Raw genomic sequence first — 17,386 nt, forward strand, 5'->3', positions numbered from 1 at the left:
ACCGTCACCTATTAGCCAGCATCCATCGAATATTCATCTTCTGCACATTCAGGGCCGCTACAGTGCCCGCCATGACGCAATCACGTACCCGGATCAGCAAGGCTGTCATCCCCGCAGCAGGACTTGGAACCCGGTTCCTGCCGGCGACCAAGGCAACGCCCAAGGAGATGCTGCCGGTAGTCGACAAACCGGCGATCCAGTACGTGGTGGAAGAGGCCGTGTCGGCCGGACTGTCCGATGTGCTGATGATCACAGGCCGCAACAAGCGCCCGCTCGAGGACCACTTCGACCGCAACTACGAGCTGGAGGAGGCACTCACTCGCAAGGGTGACGCCTCCCGCCTCGCGCGCGTCCGCGAATCCAGCGACCTCGCCACGATGCACTACGTGCGGCAGGGCGACCCCAGGGGTCTCGGCCACGCCGTCCTGTGCGCCGAGCCCCACGTCAGCGACCAGCCCTTCGCGGTCCTGCTCGGCGACGACCTCATCGACCCGCGGGACCCCCTGCTGGCCCGCATGATCGAGGTCCAGGAGCGCCGCGGCGGCAGTGTCGTGGCCCTGATGGAGGTCGACCCCGAGCAGATCCACCTCTACGGCTCGGCGGCCATAGTCGCCACCGACGAGGACGACGTCGTCCGGGTGACCGACCTCGTGGAGAAGCCCGAGGCAAGCCAGGCGCCGTCCTACTACGCGATCATCGGACGGTATGTGCTCGAACCGTCGGTGTTCGAGGTGCTGAAGAAGACCCCTCCCGGCCGGGGCGGCGAGATCCAGCTCACCGACGCGCTGCGCGAACTCGCCCAGCGCGACGACATAGGGGGTCCCGTGCACGGTGTGGTGTTCAAGGGGCGCCGGTACGACACCGGTGACCGCGGCGACTACCTGCGTGCGATTGTCCGACTGGCATGCGAACGTGAGGACCTGGGGCCCGATTTCCGGACCTGGCTGCGTTCGTACGTCAATGAGGAGTTGCAAGAGTGAGTGATGGCGCCGACCGCGTGTGGTCCGTCTCCGAACATCTGGAAAGCATCCTGGCGCAGCTCAAGCCACTCGAGCCGATCGAGCTGCAACTGCTCGACGCCCAGGGATGCGTGCTGGTCGAGGACGTGACGGTGCCGGTCGCGCTGCCGCCCTTCGCGAACAGCTCCATGGACGGCTACGCGATCCGCGTCGCCGATGTCCAGGCGGCCACCGCCGAACACCCCGCGGTGCTCGACGTGATCGGCGACGTCGCCGCGGGCACCGGTGAACTGCCCACCGTGGGGCCCGGGCAGGCGGCAAGGATCATGACCGGTGCCCCGATGCCGCCCGGAGCCGAGGCGGTCGTCCCCGTCGAATGGACGGACGGCGGCACCGGCGGCGGGCCCGCCGCCTCCATGGCCGCGCACAGCGCCGATCCAGGGGGCGCAGGCGGCGAGGTGCGCGTTCACCGGCCCGCTAACAACGGCCAGTTCGTCCGCGAGCGGGGAAGTGACGTCGCAGCGGGGGAGCTGGCTCTTGCGGCCGGTACCGTCATCGGCCCGCCGCAGATCGGCCTGCTCGCCGCGATCGGACGCGGCACCGTCACCGTCCGGCCCCGGCCGCGGGTCGTCGTGCTGTCCACCGGAAGCGAACTCGTCCAGCCCGGGGAGCCGCTCGGGCCCGGCCGTATCCACGACTCCAACAGCTTCGCGCTCACCGCGGCCGCGCGCGCCGCCGGCGCCATCGCCTATCGCGTCGGTGCGGTCACCGACGAGGTGGAGACGCTGCGTGCCACCATCGAGGACCAGTTGATCCGCGCCGACGTCATCGTCACCAGCGGCGGCGTCAGCGTCGGCGCCTACGACGTGGTGAAGGAGGCCCTGTCCTCGCTGGGCGACTCCTTCGGGGACGAGGGCGACGGGCCTTTCGGGCACGTCGAGTTCCGCAAACTCGCGATGCAGCCCGGCAAGCCGCAGGGCTTCGGCAGGATCGGCCCGGACCGCACGCCGCTGCTCGCACTGCCCGGCAATCCGGTCAGTGCCTACGTGTCGTTCGAGCTGTTCGTGCGTCCTGCCATCCGCACGCTGATGGGAGCACCGTCGGTTCATCGGGAAGTCGTACGCGCGGTCTGCGTCGCGGCCATCGACGGCTCGCCGGAAGGACGACGGCAGTTCCTGCGCGGACATTACGACCGTAGGACCGGCACGGTCACTCCTGTGGGTGGCTCCGGATCACACCTGGTCAGGGCGCTTGCCCACGCCGACTGCCTGATCGTCGTACCCGAGGCGGACACCGCGGTCGCCGCGGGCGAGGACGTCGACGTGGTGCTCCTGGACTAGCGCCCACCGGACGCCGGTGCGGCACCCCGTGGGCCCCCGGCCCGGGGCCGCCGCCGTGCCGGTACGGTGTCTGCCCAAGAGACCGTCACGGGAGAACGATGAGCAGCGGCCAGCACCACCTCACCCACATCGACGAGGCCGGCGCGGCCCGCATGGTGGACGTCTCCGGCAAGGACGTCACCGCACGCACGGCCCGTGCCAGCGGCCGTGTCCTCGTCGCTCCCCGGGTCGTCGAACTCCTGCGTGGCGAGGGCCTCCCCAAGGGCGACGCACTGGCCACCGCCCGGATCGCCGGGATCCTCGGCGCCAAGCGCACTCCCGACCTGATCCCCCTGTGCCATCCGCTGGACGTCTCGGGCGTCACCGTCGACCTCGCCGTCGCCGACGACGCGGTGGAGATCACCGCGACGGTGAAGACGACCGGGCGCACAGGCGTCGAGATGGAGGCCCTCACCGCGGTCGGCGTCGCTGCGCTGACCGTCGTCGACATGGTGAAGGCCGTCGACAAGGCGGCGGTCATCACCGACATCAGGGTCGAGGAGAAGTCCGGCGGGAAGTCCGGCGACTGGCGTCGGCCATGACCGGACCGACGACACGGCGCCCGCTGCGGGCCCTGGCGGTCACCGCCTCCAACCGCGCGGCCGCCGGCGTGTACGAGGACCGCGGCGGCCCGATCATCGTCGACGCGCTGAGCGCACTCGGCTTCACCGTCGACGGCCCGCGGGTCGTGCCCGACGGCGAGCCGGTGGGGATGGTGCTGCGGGAGGCGGTGAAGGCCGGCTACGACCTGGTGGTCACCACCGGTGGCACCGGGATCTCGCCGACCGACCGGACGCCGGAGGTCACCAGGTCGGTGCTGGACTACGAGGTGCCCGGCATCGCGGAGGCGATCCGCGCCGCCGGACGCGAGAAAGTGCCCACCGCCGTGCTCTCCCGTGGCGTCGCGGGGGTCAGCGGACGCACCCTTGTGGTGAACCTCCCCGGCTCCACCGGCGGGGTGAAGGACGGCCTGGCCGTGCTCGCACCGCTTGTCGTACATGCCGTCGATCAGATCCACGGCGGCGATCACCCGAATGTCCACGCGGATGATCACCAGAATGATCATCCGGATAGCGCTCCTGGGAGACCGAGCTGAACGGGTCCTGGCCGGCCGAGCTGGTGGACGGTGCTGTCACCCTCCGCCCGATCCGGATGCGCGACCAGCGCGCATGGCGCGAGGTCAACCGCCGCAACCGCGAATGGCTGCGGCCGTGGGAGGCGACGGTGCCGCCCGCACCGCCCGGGCACGTCGCCCAGCGGCCCACCTATCGCCAGATGGTCCGCCATCTGCGCAGTGAGGCCCACGCGGGGCGCATGCTGCCTTTCGTGATCGAGTACCAGGGGCGGCTGGCCGGTCAACTGACCGTTGCCGGAATCACCTGGGGGTCGATGTGTTCGGCGCACATCGGTTACTGGGTGGACGAGGCGGTCGCCGGGCGCGGGGTGATGCCGACGTCCGTGGCGCTCGCGGTGGACCACTGCTTCCGCCGCGTCGGCCTTCACCGGATCGAGGTGTGCATTCGCCCGGAGAACGGTCCCAGCCGCCGGGTGGCGGAAAAGCTCGGCTTCCGCGAAGAAGGGCTACGGCCGCGATATCTCCATATCGACGGTGGCTGGCGCGACCACCTGGTGTACGCGCTGACCGCGGAGGAAGTGCCGGAGGGGCTCCTCAACCGCTGGCGTCAGGCCCGGCCCGGAACCGCTCGCAAATAAAACGATTGTTCGAAATAGAAGCCAATCGCAAAAAAATCTCGGCCTATCAGCCAGATCGTGCGACACACCGGGCCAAATTGCGTATGGCGTGTCTCGATCACCCCTACCGTGTAGCTCGTGAGCAGTAGCGGCCTCATCTACGCAGTCATTGTCGGGGCCTGGGCTGCCTATCTGGTGCCGATGTGGCTCCGTAGGCAGGACGAGCTCAACGAAGCGCGGCCGACGGAACGCTTCAGTACCGCCATCCGGCTCCTGTCCGGGCGGGCGGCAATGGAGCGGCGCGTCGCCAAGGCGCGAGCTGAGCACGGCGAACCCGACGCCGACGTGGACGCGGACGACGCGGAGGACACCGACCTGGGTGGTGCGGTGGACGTCCGCGCCCTTGCTGTGCCCGCGGACGAGGGTCGGCGCCCGGCTCCGGGCCGCCAGACGCCCCAGGTGACGAACTCCCGCGCCCGGGTGCTCGCCGCTCGCCGCCGCACCACCACGCTGCTGTTCGCCGCCTTCACCGTCGGTGCCATCGCCGCGGCCGTCGGCGGCCTCACCCTGCTCTGGGTGCCGGCCATCCCGGCCGTGCTGCTCACCGTGTACATCGGCCAGATGCGACGCCAGGAGCGTCGTCGTTACGAGGTGCGCCTGGACCAGCGCCAGGCTGCCGAGGCCGCACGCCGAGTGCGCGCCCGCGCCCAGACGCAGGCGCCGCACGCCCGCGAGGAGCACCCGGCCGTCCAGGAGCCGGCCGGCCCGCCGCAGGCGCGCGCTCAGGCGCCGCAGCCCGCGCCTCCGGCTCCGGCTCCGTCGCCGCGTACGGCCGACCGCCGGGCGCTCGTCGAGCAGACCGACCACGCGGAGTGGGTCGACCAGCAGCGCGCCGAGCAGGCCGCGGACGACGGCTGGGAGCCGGTGCCCGTGCCGCTTCCCACCTATGTCACGGCCCCGGTCGCTCCCCGCACCCCGGGGGGCATCGACCTTGGCGCCCCTGACACGTGGAGCTCCGCCAGGTCGGGCACCACGCCGGCCGAGTCGGCGCCGCCGCGCGACCACCGCAGCACGCCCAGGGAGGGCCGTGAGGCCGCCCGTGAGCCGCGGGAGCAGCAGCCGCCGGTGCGCCGCCCGCGCGGCAGCCGCACGCCGCTCTTCGACCAGTACGCGGACCCCGACCGCCCCCGCGCCGCCAACGAGTGACGGGGGCGGCGCCCGGGCGCGCGTGGACCAGCCGATATGGCGTTCACGAACACCCCCGCCGGGATGCTAGAGTTTTCCTCGTTGCAAGGGCCTGTGGCGCAGTCCGGTAGCGCACCTCGTTCGCATCGAGGGGGTCAGGGGTTCGAATCCCCTCAGGTCCACAACAAGCAGGACACCGGGATCCCGGTCGGACGGTCATCGTCGGGCCGGGATCTCCGCGTTTGAGGCCTGGTCAGATCCGTGGGTCCGGGGCCCGCCGCCGCCCGCCTCAGGCGAGGAGGTACGCGATCAGCGACAGTGAGGCCATCGACAGCAGGGTGGACAGCAGGACGGTGTCCCGGGGGAGATCGGTGTCCAGGCCGTACTCGGAGGCGAAGATGAACGCGTTCTGGGCGGTGGGCAGCCCGGAGCACAGCACGACGGCGAACAGGGCGTGCCCGGTGAGGCCGAACAGGCCGCGCGCCAGCACATAGGCGAGGGCGGGCTGGACGGCGGTCTTCAAGGTGACCAGTAGACGCCGTTGGGTGCGGCCCTCGGGGGACGTGCGGGTGCGGGCATTGAGGGACATGCCGAGCGCGAACAGGGCGGAGGGCACTCCAGCGCCGCCGAGCGTCTGAAGGGGTGTCGTCAACTCCGCGGGCAGCCGGTCACCCTTGCCCAGGGCGGCGACCAGGAGGCCGGCGGCGGACGCGGCGACCACCGGGTTGCGGAAGGGCAGTTGCAGGATGCGCAGCCACAGCCTGCCCAGGCCGCGGTGGGTGTCGAGGTCGATCAGGATGATGATCAGCGGTGTGATGAACAGCATCTGGAACAGCGCGGCCGCGATGATGAACGACGTGTCGTGCAGGACGTTCACCGCGATGGGTATGCCGAGGTTCGCGGAGTTGACGTAGGCGGCGCACATGGCGCCGATGGACTGGTCGGCGAGGCGCCGGCGGAACACCCAGCGGCTGAGGGCGAGTCCCGCGGCGAAGACGGCCAGCAGGGCCAGCGCGAACGCGGCGACGCCAGGGGTGGCGACGTCGCTGACATGTGAGCGGGACATCGTCAGGAACAGCAGCGACGGCATGGCGAAGGTGAACGCGAAGCGGCCGAGCACGTTCTGCGCCTCGTCGCCGAGGACGCGGTACCGCCCGGCGAGCCAGCCGAGTGCGGTGACCGTCCAGATGGGCAGGAAGCCGCTGAATACCGAGCGCACGCCGTCGCCCGCCTAGTGCGGTTGTCGCATGATCGCTTCACTCACGGGCGTCCAGCATGCCGGACGGGGTGATCGCGACCGTGCCCGGGGTCAGGTGCGGTGGAGGTGTGGTGGCTCGGCGCGTGGAATCGCAGGCTGCGGTGGGGTGTTGACCGTTCCAGCCGGTCATCTGACGATGTGACCTGGGCCACACTCGACGTGGAGGGAAATAATCGGGCCTTCGTAAGAGCTTGATGTTTCAAGATCTTACGAGGGAGTCGCCATGTCGGTAGACGCAAGTCCGGTGCCCGCCGCCGGCATCCGCACCAAGGTGCGTGTTCCGCTCCGGTTCCCCGACGGGTGGGGGACGACGGTGGACGTGTTCACGTTCACCGGGCTCGCCGACGGCAAGGAGCACCTCGCTCTGGGTGTCGGCGACTACGAGAAGGCGGACGTGCCCCTGGTGCGGCCGCACTCCGAGTGCCTGACGGGGGACGTCTTCGGCTCCGAGCGGTGCGACTGCGGGCCGCAGCTGCGGGAAGCGGTGGAACGCATCTCCGCCGTCGGCGGGTACCTGCTCTACCTGCGACAGGAAGGGCGGGGCATCGGCCTGTACGCCAAGCTCGACGCGTACGCCCTGCAGGACCAGGGGCTCGACACCTACGAGGCCAACCGCGCCCTCGGGCGCGGTGACGACGAGCGCGACTACACCGCGGCGGCGCAGATGCTCGCGGCGCTCGGCGTCGACGAGATCACCCTGCTGAGCAACAACCCCGACAAAGCGGAGCAGCTCGCTCGGCTCGGTGTCGGCGTGGTGGAGCAGGTGCCGACCGGCGTGCACGTGTCCGCGTCGAACGTCCGTTACCTGCGCGCGAAGGTGGAGCACACCGGTCACACGCTGGCGCTGCCGGCCTGACGGCGGGTGTCGGGGGACCTCAACCGGAATCCCGGGGGTTGAGCTTCGAGTACGTGATACGGCCCACGATCGAAACGGTGGCGTTTCGATCGTGGGCCGACTACTCTCTTAGGTGTACGACATCGTTTCGACAGTGCATATGGCACCAGCGTGCACGCAGGGAAGGCAAGGAGGACTGGTCATGTCGCCGGAGGTAGCCGCGCGTCGTACCCGTCTGACTCCCGAGCGTGAACGGGAGCTGTACACCGCGGTCGTCGAACTCCTGCGGGAAGTCGGCTACGAGGCGCTGACCATGGACGCCGTCGCCGCGCGCACCCGCGCCAGCAAGGCCACCCTCTACCGCCAGTGGAAGGGCAAGCCGGAACTGGTCGCGACCGCGTTGCGGCACCACAAGCCGGTCTCCCTCGGGGACATCGACACCGGGTCGCTCAAGGGTGATCTCCACGAGCTCGTCAGGGCGCACGACGAGAACGAGATCAAGCGCGACCAGGAGGTCATGCGCGGGCTGGCACACGCCGCGTTCCAGAACGAGGACCTCTTCCGGGCACTGCGGGAACTGCTCATCGAGCCGGAACTGGCCAGCTTCCGCGACCTGGTGCAGCGCGCGGTGGACCGCGGCGAACTGGCCGCGGACAACCCGGCCCGCGACTTCGTCCCGCACATGCTGTTCGGCGGCGCGCTGGCACGTCCGATCATCGAGGGCATCGACCCGGATCCCGTGTACACGCACCGCTACATCGATGCCGTCGTCGTCCCTGCGCTCGGGTTGTCCTAGCCCATGGGGCGGCAACCGTTGAACCGAAGACATTCCTTCTGAAGAAGTCCCTTCCGAACAACACACCATCGCACCACCGCTCCACCTGACACGCCGCTCTCGTCGTCGGGCTGGTTCCTCACGCCCATATCCGCCTCCTTTCGACGGGAGCTCCTGCCTCCATGGCCACATTCCTGTACCGACTGGGCCGTTTCGCCTTCCGGCGACGGCGCTACGTCGTCCTCGTGTGGGTGGCGCTGCTCGCCCTCGCCGGTGTCGGCGCCGCCACCGCGCCCTCGGCACCCAGTGACAACTTCACGGTCCCCGGCACCGAGGCGCAGCACGCCTTCGACCTGCTCCACGAGCGCTTCCCCGGCAGCAACGCCGACGGCGCTTCCGCGCGCATGGTGTTCAAGGCCCCAGGCGGCCAGAAGATCATGGCGGGCCCGGCCAAGGCGGCCGTCGAGCAGGTCGTCACCGATCTGAAGAACAGCCCGCAGAAGGCCACCGTCGCCGATCCGTTCACCGCCGACGCGGTCAGCAAGGACGGCACCACGGCCTACGCGACGGTCACCTACACCGCCAAGGCGACCGAGATCACCGACGCCACGCACACCGCGATCGAGGACGCGGCGCAGCACGGCAGGGACGCCGGGCTGACGGTGGAGACCGGCGGCACCGCGCTGCAGGCGTCACCGGAGACGGGCAACAGCGAGGTCATCGGCATCGGCATCGCCGCTGTGGTGCTGCTCATCACGTTCAGCTCGCTGGTCGCCGCGGGACTGCCGCTCCTCACGGCGATCATGGGGGTCGGGGTCGGCATCGCGTCGATCACCGCGCTCGCGACCACGCTGGGGCTGTCCAGCACCTCGTCGACGCTCGCGTCGATGATCGGACTGGCGGTCGGTATCGACTACGCGCTGTTCATCGTCTCCCGGCACCGGCACGAGTTGATGGAGGGCCGCGACGGCGAGGAGGCGGCCGGACGGGCCGTGGGCACCGCCGGCTCGGCCGTGGTGTTCGCCGGTCTGACGGTGCTGATCGCGCTGGCCGGGCTCGCCGTGGTGAACATCCCGATGCTCACCAAGATGGGACTGGCGGCCGCGGCCACCGTGGCGCTTGCGGTACTCATCGCGCTCACGCTCATCCCCGCGCTGCTCGGCTTCGCCGGACCCAAGGTGCTCACCCGCAAGGTGCGCAAGGGCCGCGCCAAGGACACGGACAAGCCCAACATGGGGACGCGCTGGGCGCGGCTGGTGGTCCGCCGGCGCATACCGTTCCTGCTGGCCGGCGTCGTCGCGCTGGGACTTGCGGCCCTGCCCATGACCGGGATGCAACTCGGCCTGCCCGACGACGGCTCGCAGCCGGTCAGCACCACGCAGCGCAAGGCGTACGACATGCTGTCGGACGGCTTCGGGCCCGGCTTCAACGGGCCGCTGATGGTCGTGGTCGACGCCGCGCACAGCGACCGGCCGCACCAGGCCGCGGAGCACATCAAGCAGACGATCACAGGATTCCCCGACGTCAAGACGGTGACCACGCCGGCGTTCAACACCAAGGGTGACACCGCGACGCTCACCGTTGTCCCGGCCTCGAAGCCGAGCAGCGCGGAGACCGAGAACCTGGTGCACACCATCCGCGGTCACGCGAACGAGTTCAGCGAGTCGACGGGCGCCGACGTGCTCGTGACCGGCACGACCGCGATGAACATCGACGTCTCGCAGCGGCTGAACGACGCGCTGGTGCCGTATCTGGCGCTGGTGGTCGGCCTCGCGTTCCTGCTGCTGATGATCGTGTTCCGGTCGGTGCTGGTGCCGTTGAAGGCGGCGCTGGGCTTCCTGCTGTCGGTGCTGGCCGCGCTCGGCGCGGTGGTGGCCGTCTTCCAGTGGGGGTGGCTGGCCGGCCTCATCGGCGTCGAGCAGACCGGTCCGATCATGAGCATGATGCCGATCTTCATGATCGGTGTGGTCTTCGGACTGGCGATGGACTACGAGGTGTTCCTGGTGACCCGGATGAGGGAGGCGTACGTCCACGGCGAGTCGCCGCGTCAGGCCGTTGTCACCGGATTCACCCACGGCGCCCGGGTGGTGTCGGCTGCCGCGGTCATCATGATCAGCGTCTTCGCCGGATTCATCGGATCGTCGGAATCAATGATCAAGATGATGGGATTCGGCCTGGCCATCGCGGTCGCCTTCGACGCGTTCATCGTCAGAATGACGATCGTCCCGGCGGTGCTGGCACTCCTGGGCCGGGCCGCGTGGTGGCTGCCCGGGTGGCTGCAGCGCGCGCTGCCCAACGTCGACGTCGAGGGCGAGCAGTTGCGGAAGAGCCTCGAGACCGCACCCGCGTCGCGCGCCGAGAGCGACGAGCACGAGGTGATCGGCGTCTGATCGCATGATCAGTTGACCCTTCGTGTCCCCGGCCGGTGCTCATTACCGGCCGGGGACACGGCGTTCACTGAGTGGCAGGGCTACGGACACCATCCGGTCGTATGACGGTGCCTAGGATTCGGCGACCATCACGGATTCATGCGTACCGGGGGAACCCATGGCATTTGAGGATGTTCCCCTGCGTGGGGCAGACCGCCTGCGCGCGGCACTGATCGCCGCCTGTGTGACGGCACTGTCCTTCTGCCTCGGCGACGCGATCGCCGGGCAGTACCCGTTCGGGCCGCGGACGCGCGACGTCAACGACCTCGGCAACCAGTTCGTCCCCTTCCACGCGCACCTGTGGGACCTGCTGCACGGCAAGGCGGACGGCGGCTGGCTCCTCAACTGGCAGTCCGGGTACGGCACCAGCTTCCTCCCCGACTACGGCACGTACCTGTCGAGCCCGTTCGCGCCGCTCGTGGCGCTGTTCCCGCGGGACCAGATCGACCTGGCCGTGTACGTCGTCACCGTCCTCAAGATCGCGTCGGCGGCGGCCGCGATGGCCTGGCTGCTGCTGACCCTGCGGCCCGGGCCGCGCTGGGCGGCCGGCGTCCTCGGCGCCTCCTACGCGCTGTGCGGGTGGACGCTGATGATGGCGTCGTACAACCCGATGTGGCTCGACGGACTCATCGCGTTCCCGATGCTGTGCCTGGTCGGCGAGTGGGCGCGGCACGGGCGGCGGCCGTTCTGGGGGATCGTGGTCGTCGCGCTGTGCTGGACGGCCAACTTCTACATCGCCTACATGGCGACCATCGGCGCCGCGCTCGTCCTGGTGGCGCGGCTCCTGACCGACCAGGACCCGCGGACCACCAACCGCGCGCGGCTGTTCACCCTCGGCCGCGCCGCCCTCACCACCGCGCTCGGCATCGGACTGACCGCACCGCTGCTGCTCACCATCGTCAAGGGCACCAAACTGGCGTACCCGGGCCGCCAGGAGGTCTTCCACCCGCAGCCCTGGGCCGACCTGCTGATGCGGCTGCTGCCCGGCACCTACGGCTTCTCCAGCCCGTCGACGTACGTGGACACCGCCGCGGTGCTGCTGGCGTTCGTGCTGCCGTTCCACTCGGCGGTGCCCAAGCGCAGCCGCGTGGTGTGGACGGTGCTGGCGCTCGCCGTCGCCGCGTCCTTCCAGTGGCGGCCCACGCATCTGGTGTGGCACGCGTTCACGACGCCCAACGGCAGCGCCTACCGGCAGACGTTCGTGCTCAGCGGGATCCTGGTGATCGCCGCCTGGCTGGCCCTGTCGCACGCGCTGCCCAACCCGCGCCAACTCGCGTGCGGCGCGGGGGTGATGGGGGTCGCGGCCGGGCTGGCCGCCCTGGGGGCGCAGAGTTCCCTCGCGGGGCGCGGCACCTGGCCGCTGCTGGGCGCGGGCGTGGTGGTCTCGGTCGTCGCGCTGTTCGTGCTGTGGCGGGCCGGCACCGTACAAGGCGGGCCGGGCCGGTGGAAGGTGGCGGCGGGCGTCGCGGTCGGCGTGCTGGTCGTCGCCCAGGTGGGCCAACTGGCCCTCAGCAACGCCTGGATCGACCGCAAGCGGCTCTCCGTCATGGACGACTACCCGACGTGGGGCCAGCGGCAGGACTGGCAGCGCTCCACCATCGCGTCCGTCGACGACTGGCCGGCAAGCCGTACCGAACCCGGGCGCGAGCAGACGGTCGGCAACGACCCGCTGGCGGTCGGCGGCCAGGGCGCCCAGTACTACAGCAGCCTCACGCCCGACGTGTACACCCGCACCATGCTGGCGTTGGGCGGCGGTTGGACCTCGCGCGGCCGCAACCTGCAGAGCCTCGACAACCCGGTCACCGACGTGATCTTCTCCGTCGGAGCCCGGCTGCGCTCGCCGCGCGACCCGCACAGCTCGCACATCCCGCAGACCGCCCCGCCGACCGTCGTCCGGGAGAACGTGCCGCCGCTGGTCACCGTGCACGCGAGTCCGCCGAGCGGGTCGTACGGCCGGTCGCCTTACCGCAACCAGGAGTTGCTGCTGGGCAGCGACGTCTACACCACGCACCGCGTCACCGTCACCGACAACTCCGGCACCTCGGTGCCCCTGTCGGCCGGCGGCGTCTACCGGACGCCGGGTCACCGCGGGGACCTCAAGCACAGCACCTACCGGATCGCGGCCTCGTGCCCGGCGGGGACCGACGTGTACTTCTGGGCGCCCAGCTTCAACGGCAACGTGCGCATCGACGGCCAGGCGCCGGTCAACTGGCACGGTGTGCTGCCGAGCCACCGGGCGCCCGTCCAGCGGCTGGGCGCCACCCCCGCGGACGGCCGGGTGATGCTGGAACTGCGGGCCCTGCCCGGCAGCAGCACCGTCGACCCGGACGGCCTCGGATGCCTGTCGCTGCCGCGGCTGGCGGCGGCGGAGCGGCAGATCGCGGCCACGGCGGCCACGCAGGTGCACGTCGGCAGCGACGGCATCAGCGCGCAACTGCCCCAGGGCGCACGGGGAACCGCGGTGATCGCGGCGCCCGCGATCACCGGGTGGAGCTGCTCGGCCGGCGACGGCACGCACCCCGGCCGGTCCTACCTCGGCCTGCTGTCGGTCCCGCTGGACGGGCACAGCACCAGCATCTCCTGCTCGTTCACCCCGCCTGGCCTGCACCTGGGAGAGGCGGCGGGCGGCGCGTCCTTGCTGGGGGTGGCGGCTCTGGCCGGCTACGGGTGGTGGCGCTCGCGGCGGCGACCGGCCGGCAGCGGCGACGGCAACGGCGTCGATCCTGAGCCCGTGCAGCCGCCGGTGCTGCCCGAAGAAGCGGTCATCTGACGATCCGCTGTCCGACGATCGGCCCGGACGTGACACGACCGCGCACGTCACCCGAAACGGTGGCGTGCGCGGTCCGCTGATCGGATGTCAGATCAACGTCGGCTGCTGGGTGCCGCGTTCGAACGCCAGCAGCCAGCGCTTGCGGTCCAGGCCGCCGCCGTAACCGGTGAGGCTGCCGTTGGCGCCGATCACGCGGTGGCAGGGCACGATGATGCCGACCGGGTTCTTGCCGTTGGCCAGGCCCACCGCGCGGGAGGCGCCGGGCTGGCCCAGGACGTCGGCGAGTTCGCCGTAGGAGACGGTCTCGCCGTAGGGGATGTCGCGCAGTGCCGCCCAGACCCGCTGCTGGAACGGTGTGCCGCTGAGCCGCAGGTCGAGGTCGAAGGCGGTGCGGTCGCCGGTGAAGTACTCGGCGAGCTGCGCCGCGGCCTGCTCGAAGACCGGAAGGTCGGCGCGCGGCCCGAAGGCGTCCTCCTCCGGCCGGTGCCGCTGCTGCGTCATGTACAGGCCCGCGAGCCCGCCTTCACGGGCGACGAGCGTCAACGGCCCGCAGGGGCTGTCCACGACCGTGTGGACGGTGGCGGGGCCGGCGGTCGCCGCTGCTGCGGCAGCGGCCGGAGCCGTCGTGGGGGTCGTCGTGGTGCTCATCGCACCGCACCTTCCTTCGCTGGCGTGATGGTCGCGGGAATGCCCGTCGTACGGGCGGTCGTCGGATCGTCGGCCGGACCGACGACCGGATCGTCCTTTGTCGGAAGGACGTTGATCGGATGGTCGCCCGTCGCCCACAGGTACTGGGTGGCGTATGCGCGCCACGGCTGCCAGGCCGCGGCGTGGCGGGTGAGGGCCGCGGGTGTCGTCGGCAGGCCGAGGGCGCGGGCGGCGTTGCGGACGCCCAGGTCGGTGGCGAGGAACGCGTCGGGGTCGCCGAGCGCCCGCATCGCGATGGTCTCCACCGTCCAGGGCCCGAACCCGGGCAGCGCGTTCAGCCGGGCGCGGGCGTGCAGCCAGTCGCTGCCCACATCGAGGTCCAGGCCTCCGCCGGCCAGCTCGCGGACCAGCGCCGCCAGGGTGTTCCTGCGGGTCTGGGGCATGGCCAGGGCCGCGGGGTTGTGACCGGCCAGGGCCTCGGGGGAGGGGAACAGGTGGGTGAGGCCGCCGGCCGGGTCGGTGACGGGTTCGCCGTGCGCGGCGACCAGCCGCCCGGCGTGGGTGCGGGCCGCTGCGGTGGAGATCTGCTGGCCGAGCACCGCCCGCACCGCGAACTCCGGCCCGTCGGCGACCCGCGGCACCCGCCGCCCCGGCGCCTTGGCGACGAGCGGGGCGAGCACCGGGTCGGCGGACAGCAGCGCGTCCACGGCCAGCGGGTCCGCGTCCAGGTCGAGCATGCGCCGGCAGCGGCTGATCGCCTGGGACAGGTCGCGCCAGTCGGTGAGCCACAACTGGCAGGCGACGTGGTCGGGTTCGGGCCGCAGTGCCGCGATGCCGGAGCCGTGCGGCAGCCGCAGGGTGCGGCGGTACGCGCCGGCCCGCCACTCCTCGACGCCGGGCACGGCGGTGGCCGCGAGGTGGCCGAACAGGTTGTCCGGGGTCAGCGGGCGGCGGAAGGGCAGCCGCAGCGCCAGGGTGCCGGTCGCCGCCGCGGGCCGGCCCTTGGCGACCCGCGCCCGCAGCTCGCTCGGGGACAGCGCGAAGACCTCGCGCACGGTGTCGTTGAAGGTGCGGATGCTGGCGAACCCGGCGGCGAAGGCGACCTCGCCCATCGGCATGGCGGTGGTCTCGATCAGCAGCCGGGCGGTCTGGGCGCGCTGCGCGCGGGCCAGCGCGAGGGGGCCGGCGCCCAGTTCGCCGAGCAGCTGCCGTTCGATCTGCCGCTCGCTGTATCCCAGGCGGGCGGCGAGGCCCGGAACGCCGTCCCGGTCGACCACGCCGTCGGCGATCAGCCGCATGGCGCGGGCGACGAGGTCGGCCCGCTCGTTCCACTGCGGGGATCCGGGGCTGGCGTCGGGCCGGCAGCGCTTGCAGGCGCGGAAGCCGGCCTGCTGGGCGGCGGCCGCGCTCGGGTAGAAGGTCATGTTCTCGACCTTCGGCGGCACCACCGGACAGCTGGGCCGGCAGTAGATGCGGGTGGTCAGCACCGCCGTGAAGAACCACCCGTCGAAACGGGAGTCCTTCGACTGGACGGCGCGAACGCAGGCGTCGAAGTCCGTATGCACCCCACCAGCATCGCCCGTCGTCAGGGTCGCGGTCTGGCGAGAATCCGACATCGAGGTCGGGCGGGCTGGCGCCGGAGCCACCCGCGAGCCGGGCCGGTCCCGGACCGGGGCCGGCCTCCCGGCCGGGGTCTGCCGCGGCCCCGCGGAACCGGCCGGGTCAGTCGGCGACGCGGCTCGCCGGCTCGTACCGCAGGCCCTCGTACTCGGGGTGCCGCTGCATCCAGCCGTCGATGAACGGGCAGATGGCGACGACCCGCAGGCCCAGCTCCCGGGCCTCGTCCAGGGCGGTGCGGGCCAGCACCGAGCCGACGCCGCGGCCCTCGAAGGCGGGCTCCACCTCGGTGTGGACGAAGACGATCATGTCAGGCGTGCGCAGGTAGACGGCCTCACCCGCCAGTTCGCCGTCGATCCGGGCCTCGTAGCGCCGCGACTCGGGGACGTCGGTGACGGTGACGGTGCCGCCGGGCGCGGTCACGAGCGGTATCCCTCGACCGTCGAGGAGGGGCGGACGCGGGCGCCGCCCGGGTCCTCGCCGGCCTCCAGCAGGGCGCGGCGCTGCCGCAGCAGGTCCCAGCACTGGTCGAGCTCGTGCTCCAGGGCGGTCAGGCGCTCGTTCTCGGTTCCGCCTTCGATGGCGCCCTGGGCGAGCAGGTCGCGCAGGGCCTTCTCGTCGGCGACCATCTGGCTGATCCGGTTGAGGATGGCCGCTTCGGCGTTGGCGTCGCGGGGCTGTTCCACGGGGAGGCACCTCCAGAATCCGTTTCCGGGTGGTCCGGCTCTTCCACTCTTGCAGGTCGCGCGCCGCGGTGCAGTCCGTCACCCGCGTCGGTGCAGGCCACCAGGCCACCAGGCCACCAGACCGGCAGGTCCGCCCGCGTCCGCTGCCGCCGCGCGGCGGGCGGTCACTCCTGGTCGGGGGCGGCCGCGTCGGCGTGCTCGCGCATCCACTGCTCGATGTCGCTGCGGACCCTGCGGTCCATCGCCAGCGACATCTCGGCGTCGACGATGTTCTTGGCGAGCGGGCGCAGCCGCTCCAGGGCGTCGGCGATGCGCTGCGCCTCGCCGGGGGGCAGGCTGGCCGCCGGGGTCAGCACATGGGTCGTGATGACCTCGGTGAACACCTCGGCGATGGCGTCGACGTGCGCGCGCACCTCGCGGCCGGCGGCGAGCACGGCGGACAGCGGCACGCCCTCGCGGACCAGCGCGGCGGAGGCGTCCAGCAGGCGGCGGCTGATGTGCAGGACGTTCTCGCCGTCGACCGCGATGTAGCCGATCTCCAGGGCCGTGGTGAGGTTGTCGGGGCTGACGTCCAGGCCGAAGTAGTCGGCCAGTTCCTGCGGGCTGAGGCGCACCGGCGTCTCGTCGGACCAGGGCGTGGACAGGGCGCCCTCCAGGCCGAGGAGTTCGGCGACGCCGTCCAGGGTGCGGCCGTTCTCCCAGGCGGCGATCAGGTCGGCGATGCCGTCCAGGGTGTGGCCGCGCTCCACGAGGGCGGCGATGGTGCGCAGCCGGGCGAGGTGGTCCTCGGAGTACCAGGCGATGCGGCCGTCGCGGCGCGGCGGCGGCAGCAGGCGGCGCTCCCGGTAGAAGCGCAGGGTCCTGACGGGGATGCCGGCGGCTTTCGCCAGTTCCTCGACGCGGTACTCGCGCGCCCCGGTGCCGTTGTCGTCCACGCCGCCAGCCTATGTGCTGGCGAACGTACGATCGGGCCGCCCGCGGGTGCTCGGCCCGGGGGGCGCCCGGTGGACAGACTTACCGGTCGGTAAGGAATTCCGCCGTACCTCTATCGCAGGTAACTCCGGTGCCCTACAGTCCGACTGTACGACCGTGCCAGTGATTGCTGGCGCGATTGTCGGACCGTATACGCGGTCGGACGGTTCGGACGGTTCAG

At 71.4% G+C, this 17,386-nt stretch carries 16 protein-coding genes and 1 tRNA gene; 11 read left to right on the plus strand and 6 right to left on the minus strand.

Annotated features, from left to right (window positions below; translation table 11 throughout):
- Positions 1 to 71: 71 nt before the first annotated feature.
- The 7 genes from galU (at position 72) to ACH4TG_RS19680 (ending at position 5,397) form a co-directional block, all read left to right on the plus strand.
- Positions 72 to 980: a UTP--glucose-1-phosphate uridylyltransferase GalU gene (gene galU, locus ACH4TG_RS19650; protein WP_398243619.1), complete on the plus strand. Its 909-nt coding sequence runs from the start codon at positions 72 to 74 to the stop codon at positions 978 to 980.
- The gene (gene glp / locus ACH4TG_RS19655; protein WP_398243620.1) at positions 977 to 2,299 is read left to right on the plus strand and encodes a gephyrin-like molybdotransferase Glp; all 1,323 of its coding nucleotides are present in this window, start codon (positions 977 to 979) and stop codon (positions 2,297 to 2,299) included. Before galU ends, glp begins: the two co-directional genes overlap by 4 nt.
- A 98-nt stretch (positions 2,300 to 2,397) precedes the next feature.
- Positions 2,398 to 2,880: a cyclic pyranopterin monophosphate synthase MoaC gene (moaC, locus tag ACH4TG_RS19660; protein ID WP_398243621.1), complete on the plus strand. Its 483-nt coding sequence runs from the start codon at positions 2,398 to 2,400 to the stop codon at positions 2,878 to 2,880.
- On the plus strand, positions 2,877 to 3,434 hold the full coding sequence (locus tag ACH4TG_RS19665; RefSeq protein WP_398243622.1) for a molybdenum cofactor biosynthesis protein B: 558 nt from the start codon (positions 2,877 to 2,879) through the stop codon (positions 3,432 to 3,434). The genes moaC and ACH4TG_RS19665 overlap by 4 nt, the downstream gene beginning before the upstream one ends.
- The gene (locus tag ACH4TG_RS19670; protein ID WP_398243788.1) at positions 3,431 to 4,051 is read left to right on the plus strand and encodes a GNAT family N-acetyltransferase; all 621 of its coding nucleotides are present in this window, start codon (positions 3,431 to 3,433) and stop codon (positions 4,049 to 4,051) included. Before ACH4TG_RS19665 ends, ACH4TG_RS19670 begins: the two co-directional genes overlap by 4 nt.
- 117 nt (positions 4,052 to 4,168) lie before the next feature.
- A complete protein-coding gene (locus tag ACH4TG_RS19675; protein WP_398243623.1) occupies positions 4,169 to 5,236 on the plus strand; it encodes a hypothetical protein in 1,068 nt (355 codons plus the stop codon).
- Positions 5,237 to 5,323: 87 nt separating this feature from the next.
- Positions 5,324 to 5,397, plus strand: a tRNA-Ala gene (locus ACH4TG_RS19680).
- 107 nt (positions 5,398 to 5,504) lie between these two features.
- Here ACH4TG_RS19680 and ACH4TG_RS19685 read toward each other — a convergent pair.
- Positions 5,505 to 6,434 (minus strand): AEC family transporter, encoded by a 930-nt coding sequence (locus ACH4TG_RS19685; RefSeq protein ID WP_398243624.1) that lies wholly within the window; start codon positions 6,432 to 6,434, stop codon positions 5,505 to 5,507.
- 262 nt (positions 6,435 to 6,696) lie between these two features.
- On the opposite strand from ACH4TG_RS19685, the gene ribA reads away from it, so the two are divergent.
- The 4 genes from ribA (at position 6,697) to ACH4TG_RS19705 (ending at position 13,282) form a co-directional block, all read left to right on the plus strand.
- The gene (gene ribA / locus ACH4TG_RS19690; protein WP_398243626.1) at positions 6,697 to 7,329 is read left to right on the plus strand and encodes a GTP cyclohydrolase II; all 633 of its coding nucleotides are present in this window, start codon (positions 6,697 to 6,699) and stop codon (positions 7,327 to 7,329) included.
- Between the two features lie 181 nt (positions 7,330 to 7,510).
- Complete coding sequence (locus tag ACH4TG_RS19695; RefSeq protein ID WP_398243627.1) at positions 7,511 to 8,104, plus strand: TetR/AcrR family transcriptional regulator; 594 nt, start codon at positions 7,511 to 7,513, stop codon at positions 8,102 to 8,104.
- A 161-nt stretch (positions 8,105 to 8,265) separates the two neighbouring features.
- Complete coding sequence (locus tag ACH4TG_RS19700; protein WP_398243628.1) at positions 8,266 to 10,473, plus strand: MMPL family transporter; 2,208 nt, start codon at positions 8,266 to 8,268, stop codon at positions 10,471 to 10,473.
- A 223-nt stretch (positions 10,474 to 10,696) separates the two neighbouring features.
- Complete coding sequence (locus tag ACH4TG_RS19705) at positions 10,697 to 13,282, plus strand: YfhO family protein (protein WP_398243629.1); 2,586 nt, start codon at positions 10,697 to 10,699, stop codon at positions 13,280 to 13,282.
- A gap of 87 nt (positions 13,283 to 13,369) precedes the next feature.
- Here the strand turns inward: ACH4TG_RS19705 and ACH4TG_RS19710 are convergent, their stop codons facing one another.
- The 5 genes from ACH4TG_RS19710 to ACH4TG_RS19730 all read right to left on the minus strand — a co-directional run bounded on the left by ACH4TG_RS19710 (position 13,370) and on the right by ACH4TG_RS19730 (position 17,168).
- Complete coding sequence (locus ACH4TG_RS19710; protein ID WP_398243630.1) at positions 13,370 to 13,930, minus strand: methylated-DNA--[protein]-cysteine S-methyltransferase; 561 nt, start codon at positions 13,928 to 13,930, stop codon at positions 13,370 to 13,372.
- On the minus strand, positions 13,927 to 15,546 hold the full coding sequence (locus tag ACH4TG_RS19715; protein ID WP_398243631.1) for an AlkA N-terminal domain-containing protein: 1,620 nt from the start codon (positions 15,544 to 15,546) through the stop codon (positions 13,927 to 13,929). Before ACH4TG_RS19715 ends, ACH4TG_RS19710 begins: the two co-directional genes overlap by 4 nt.
- A gap of 106 nt (positions 15,547 to 15,652) precedes the next feature.
- Entirely contained in the window at positions 15,653 to 15,970 is a 318-nt protein-coding gene (locus ACH4TG_RS19720) for a GNAT family N-acetyltransferase (protein WP_398243632.1), read from the minus strand.
- Positions 15,967 to 16,176: a DUF2630 family protein gene (locus tag ACH4TG_RS19725; RefSeq protein ID WP_398243789.1), complete on the minus strand. Its 210-nt coding sequence runs from the start codon at positions 16,174 to 16,176 to the stop codon at positions 15,967 to 15,969. Before ACH4TG_RS19725 ends, ACH4TG_RS19720 begins: the two co-directional genes overlap by 4 nt.
- 221 nt (positions 16,177 to 16,397) lie before the next feature.
- The gene (locus ACH4TG_RS19730) at positions 16,398 to 17,168 is read right to left on the minus strand and encodes a MerR family transcriptional regulator (protein ID WP_398243633.1); all 771 of its coding nucleotides are present in this window, start codon (positions 17,166 to 17,168) and stop codon (positions 16,398 to 16,400) included.
- Positions 17,169 to 17,386: the final 218 nt, after the last annotated feature.

It is taken from the genome of Streptomyces sp. NPDC020917 (genome assembly GCF_044333795.1).
Taxonomy (GTDB): Bacteria; Actinomycetota; Actinomycetes; order Streptomycetales; family Streptomycetaceae; genus Actinacidiphila.

What these genes read in the sequence shown, in the direction of transcription:
- ACH4TG_RS19710 (WP_398243630.1), bottom strand. Translation starts at nt 13,930, where the DNA reads ATGAGCACCACGACGACCCCCACGACGGCTCCGGCCGCTGCCGCAGCA.
- ACH4TG_RS19725 (WP_398243789.1), bottom strand. Translation starts at nt 16,176, where the DNA reads ATGGTCGCCGACGAGAAGGCCCTGCGCGACCTGCTCGCCCAGGGCGCC.
- ribA (WP_398243626.1), top strand. Translation starts at nt 6,697, where the DNA reads ATGTCGGTAGACGCAAGTCCGGTGCCCGCCGCCGGCATCCGCACCAAG.
- ACH4TG_RS19665 (WP_398243622.1), top strand. Translation starts at nt 2,877, where the DNA reads ATGACCGGACCGACGACACGGCGCCCGCTGCGGGCCCTGGCGGTCACC.
- ACH4TG_RS19715 (WP_398243631.1), bottom strand. Translation starts at nt 15,546, where the DNA reads ATGTCGGATTCTCGCCAGACCGCGACCCTGACGACGGGCGATGCTGGT.
- moaC (WP_398243621.1), top strand. Translation starts at nt 2,398, where the DNA reads ATGAGCAGCGGCCAGCACCACCTCACCCACATCGACGAGGCCGGCGCG.
- ACH4TG_RS19700 (WP_398243628.1), top strand. Translation starts at nt 8,266, where the DNA reads ATGGCCACATTCCTGTACCGACTGGGCCGTTTCGCCTTCCGGCGACGG.
- galU (WP_398243619.1), top strand. Translation starts at nt 72, where the DNA reads ATGACGCAATCACGTACCCGGATCAGCAAGGCTGTCATCCCCGCAGCA.
- ACH4TG_RS19695 (WP_398243627.1), top strand. Translation starts at nt 7,511, where the DNA reads ATGTCGCCGGAGGTAGCCGCGCGTCGTACCCGTCTGACTCCCGAGCGT.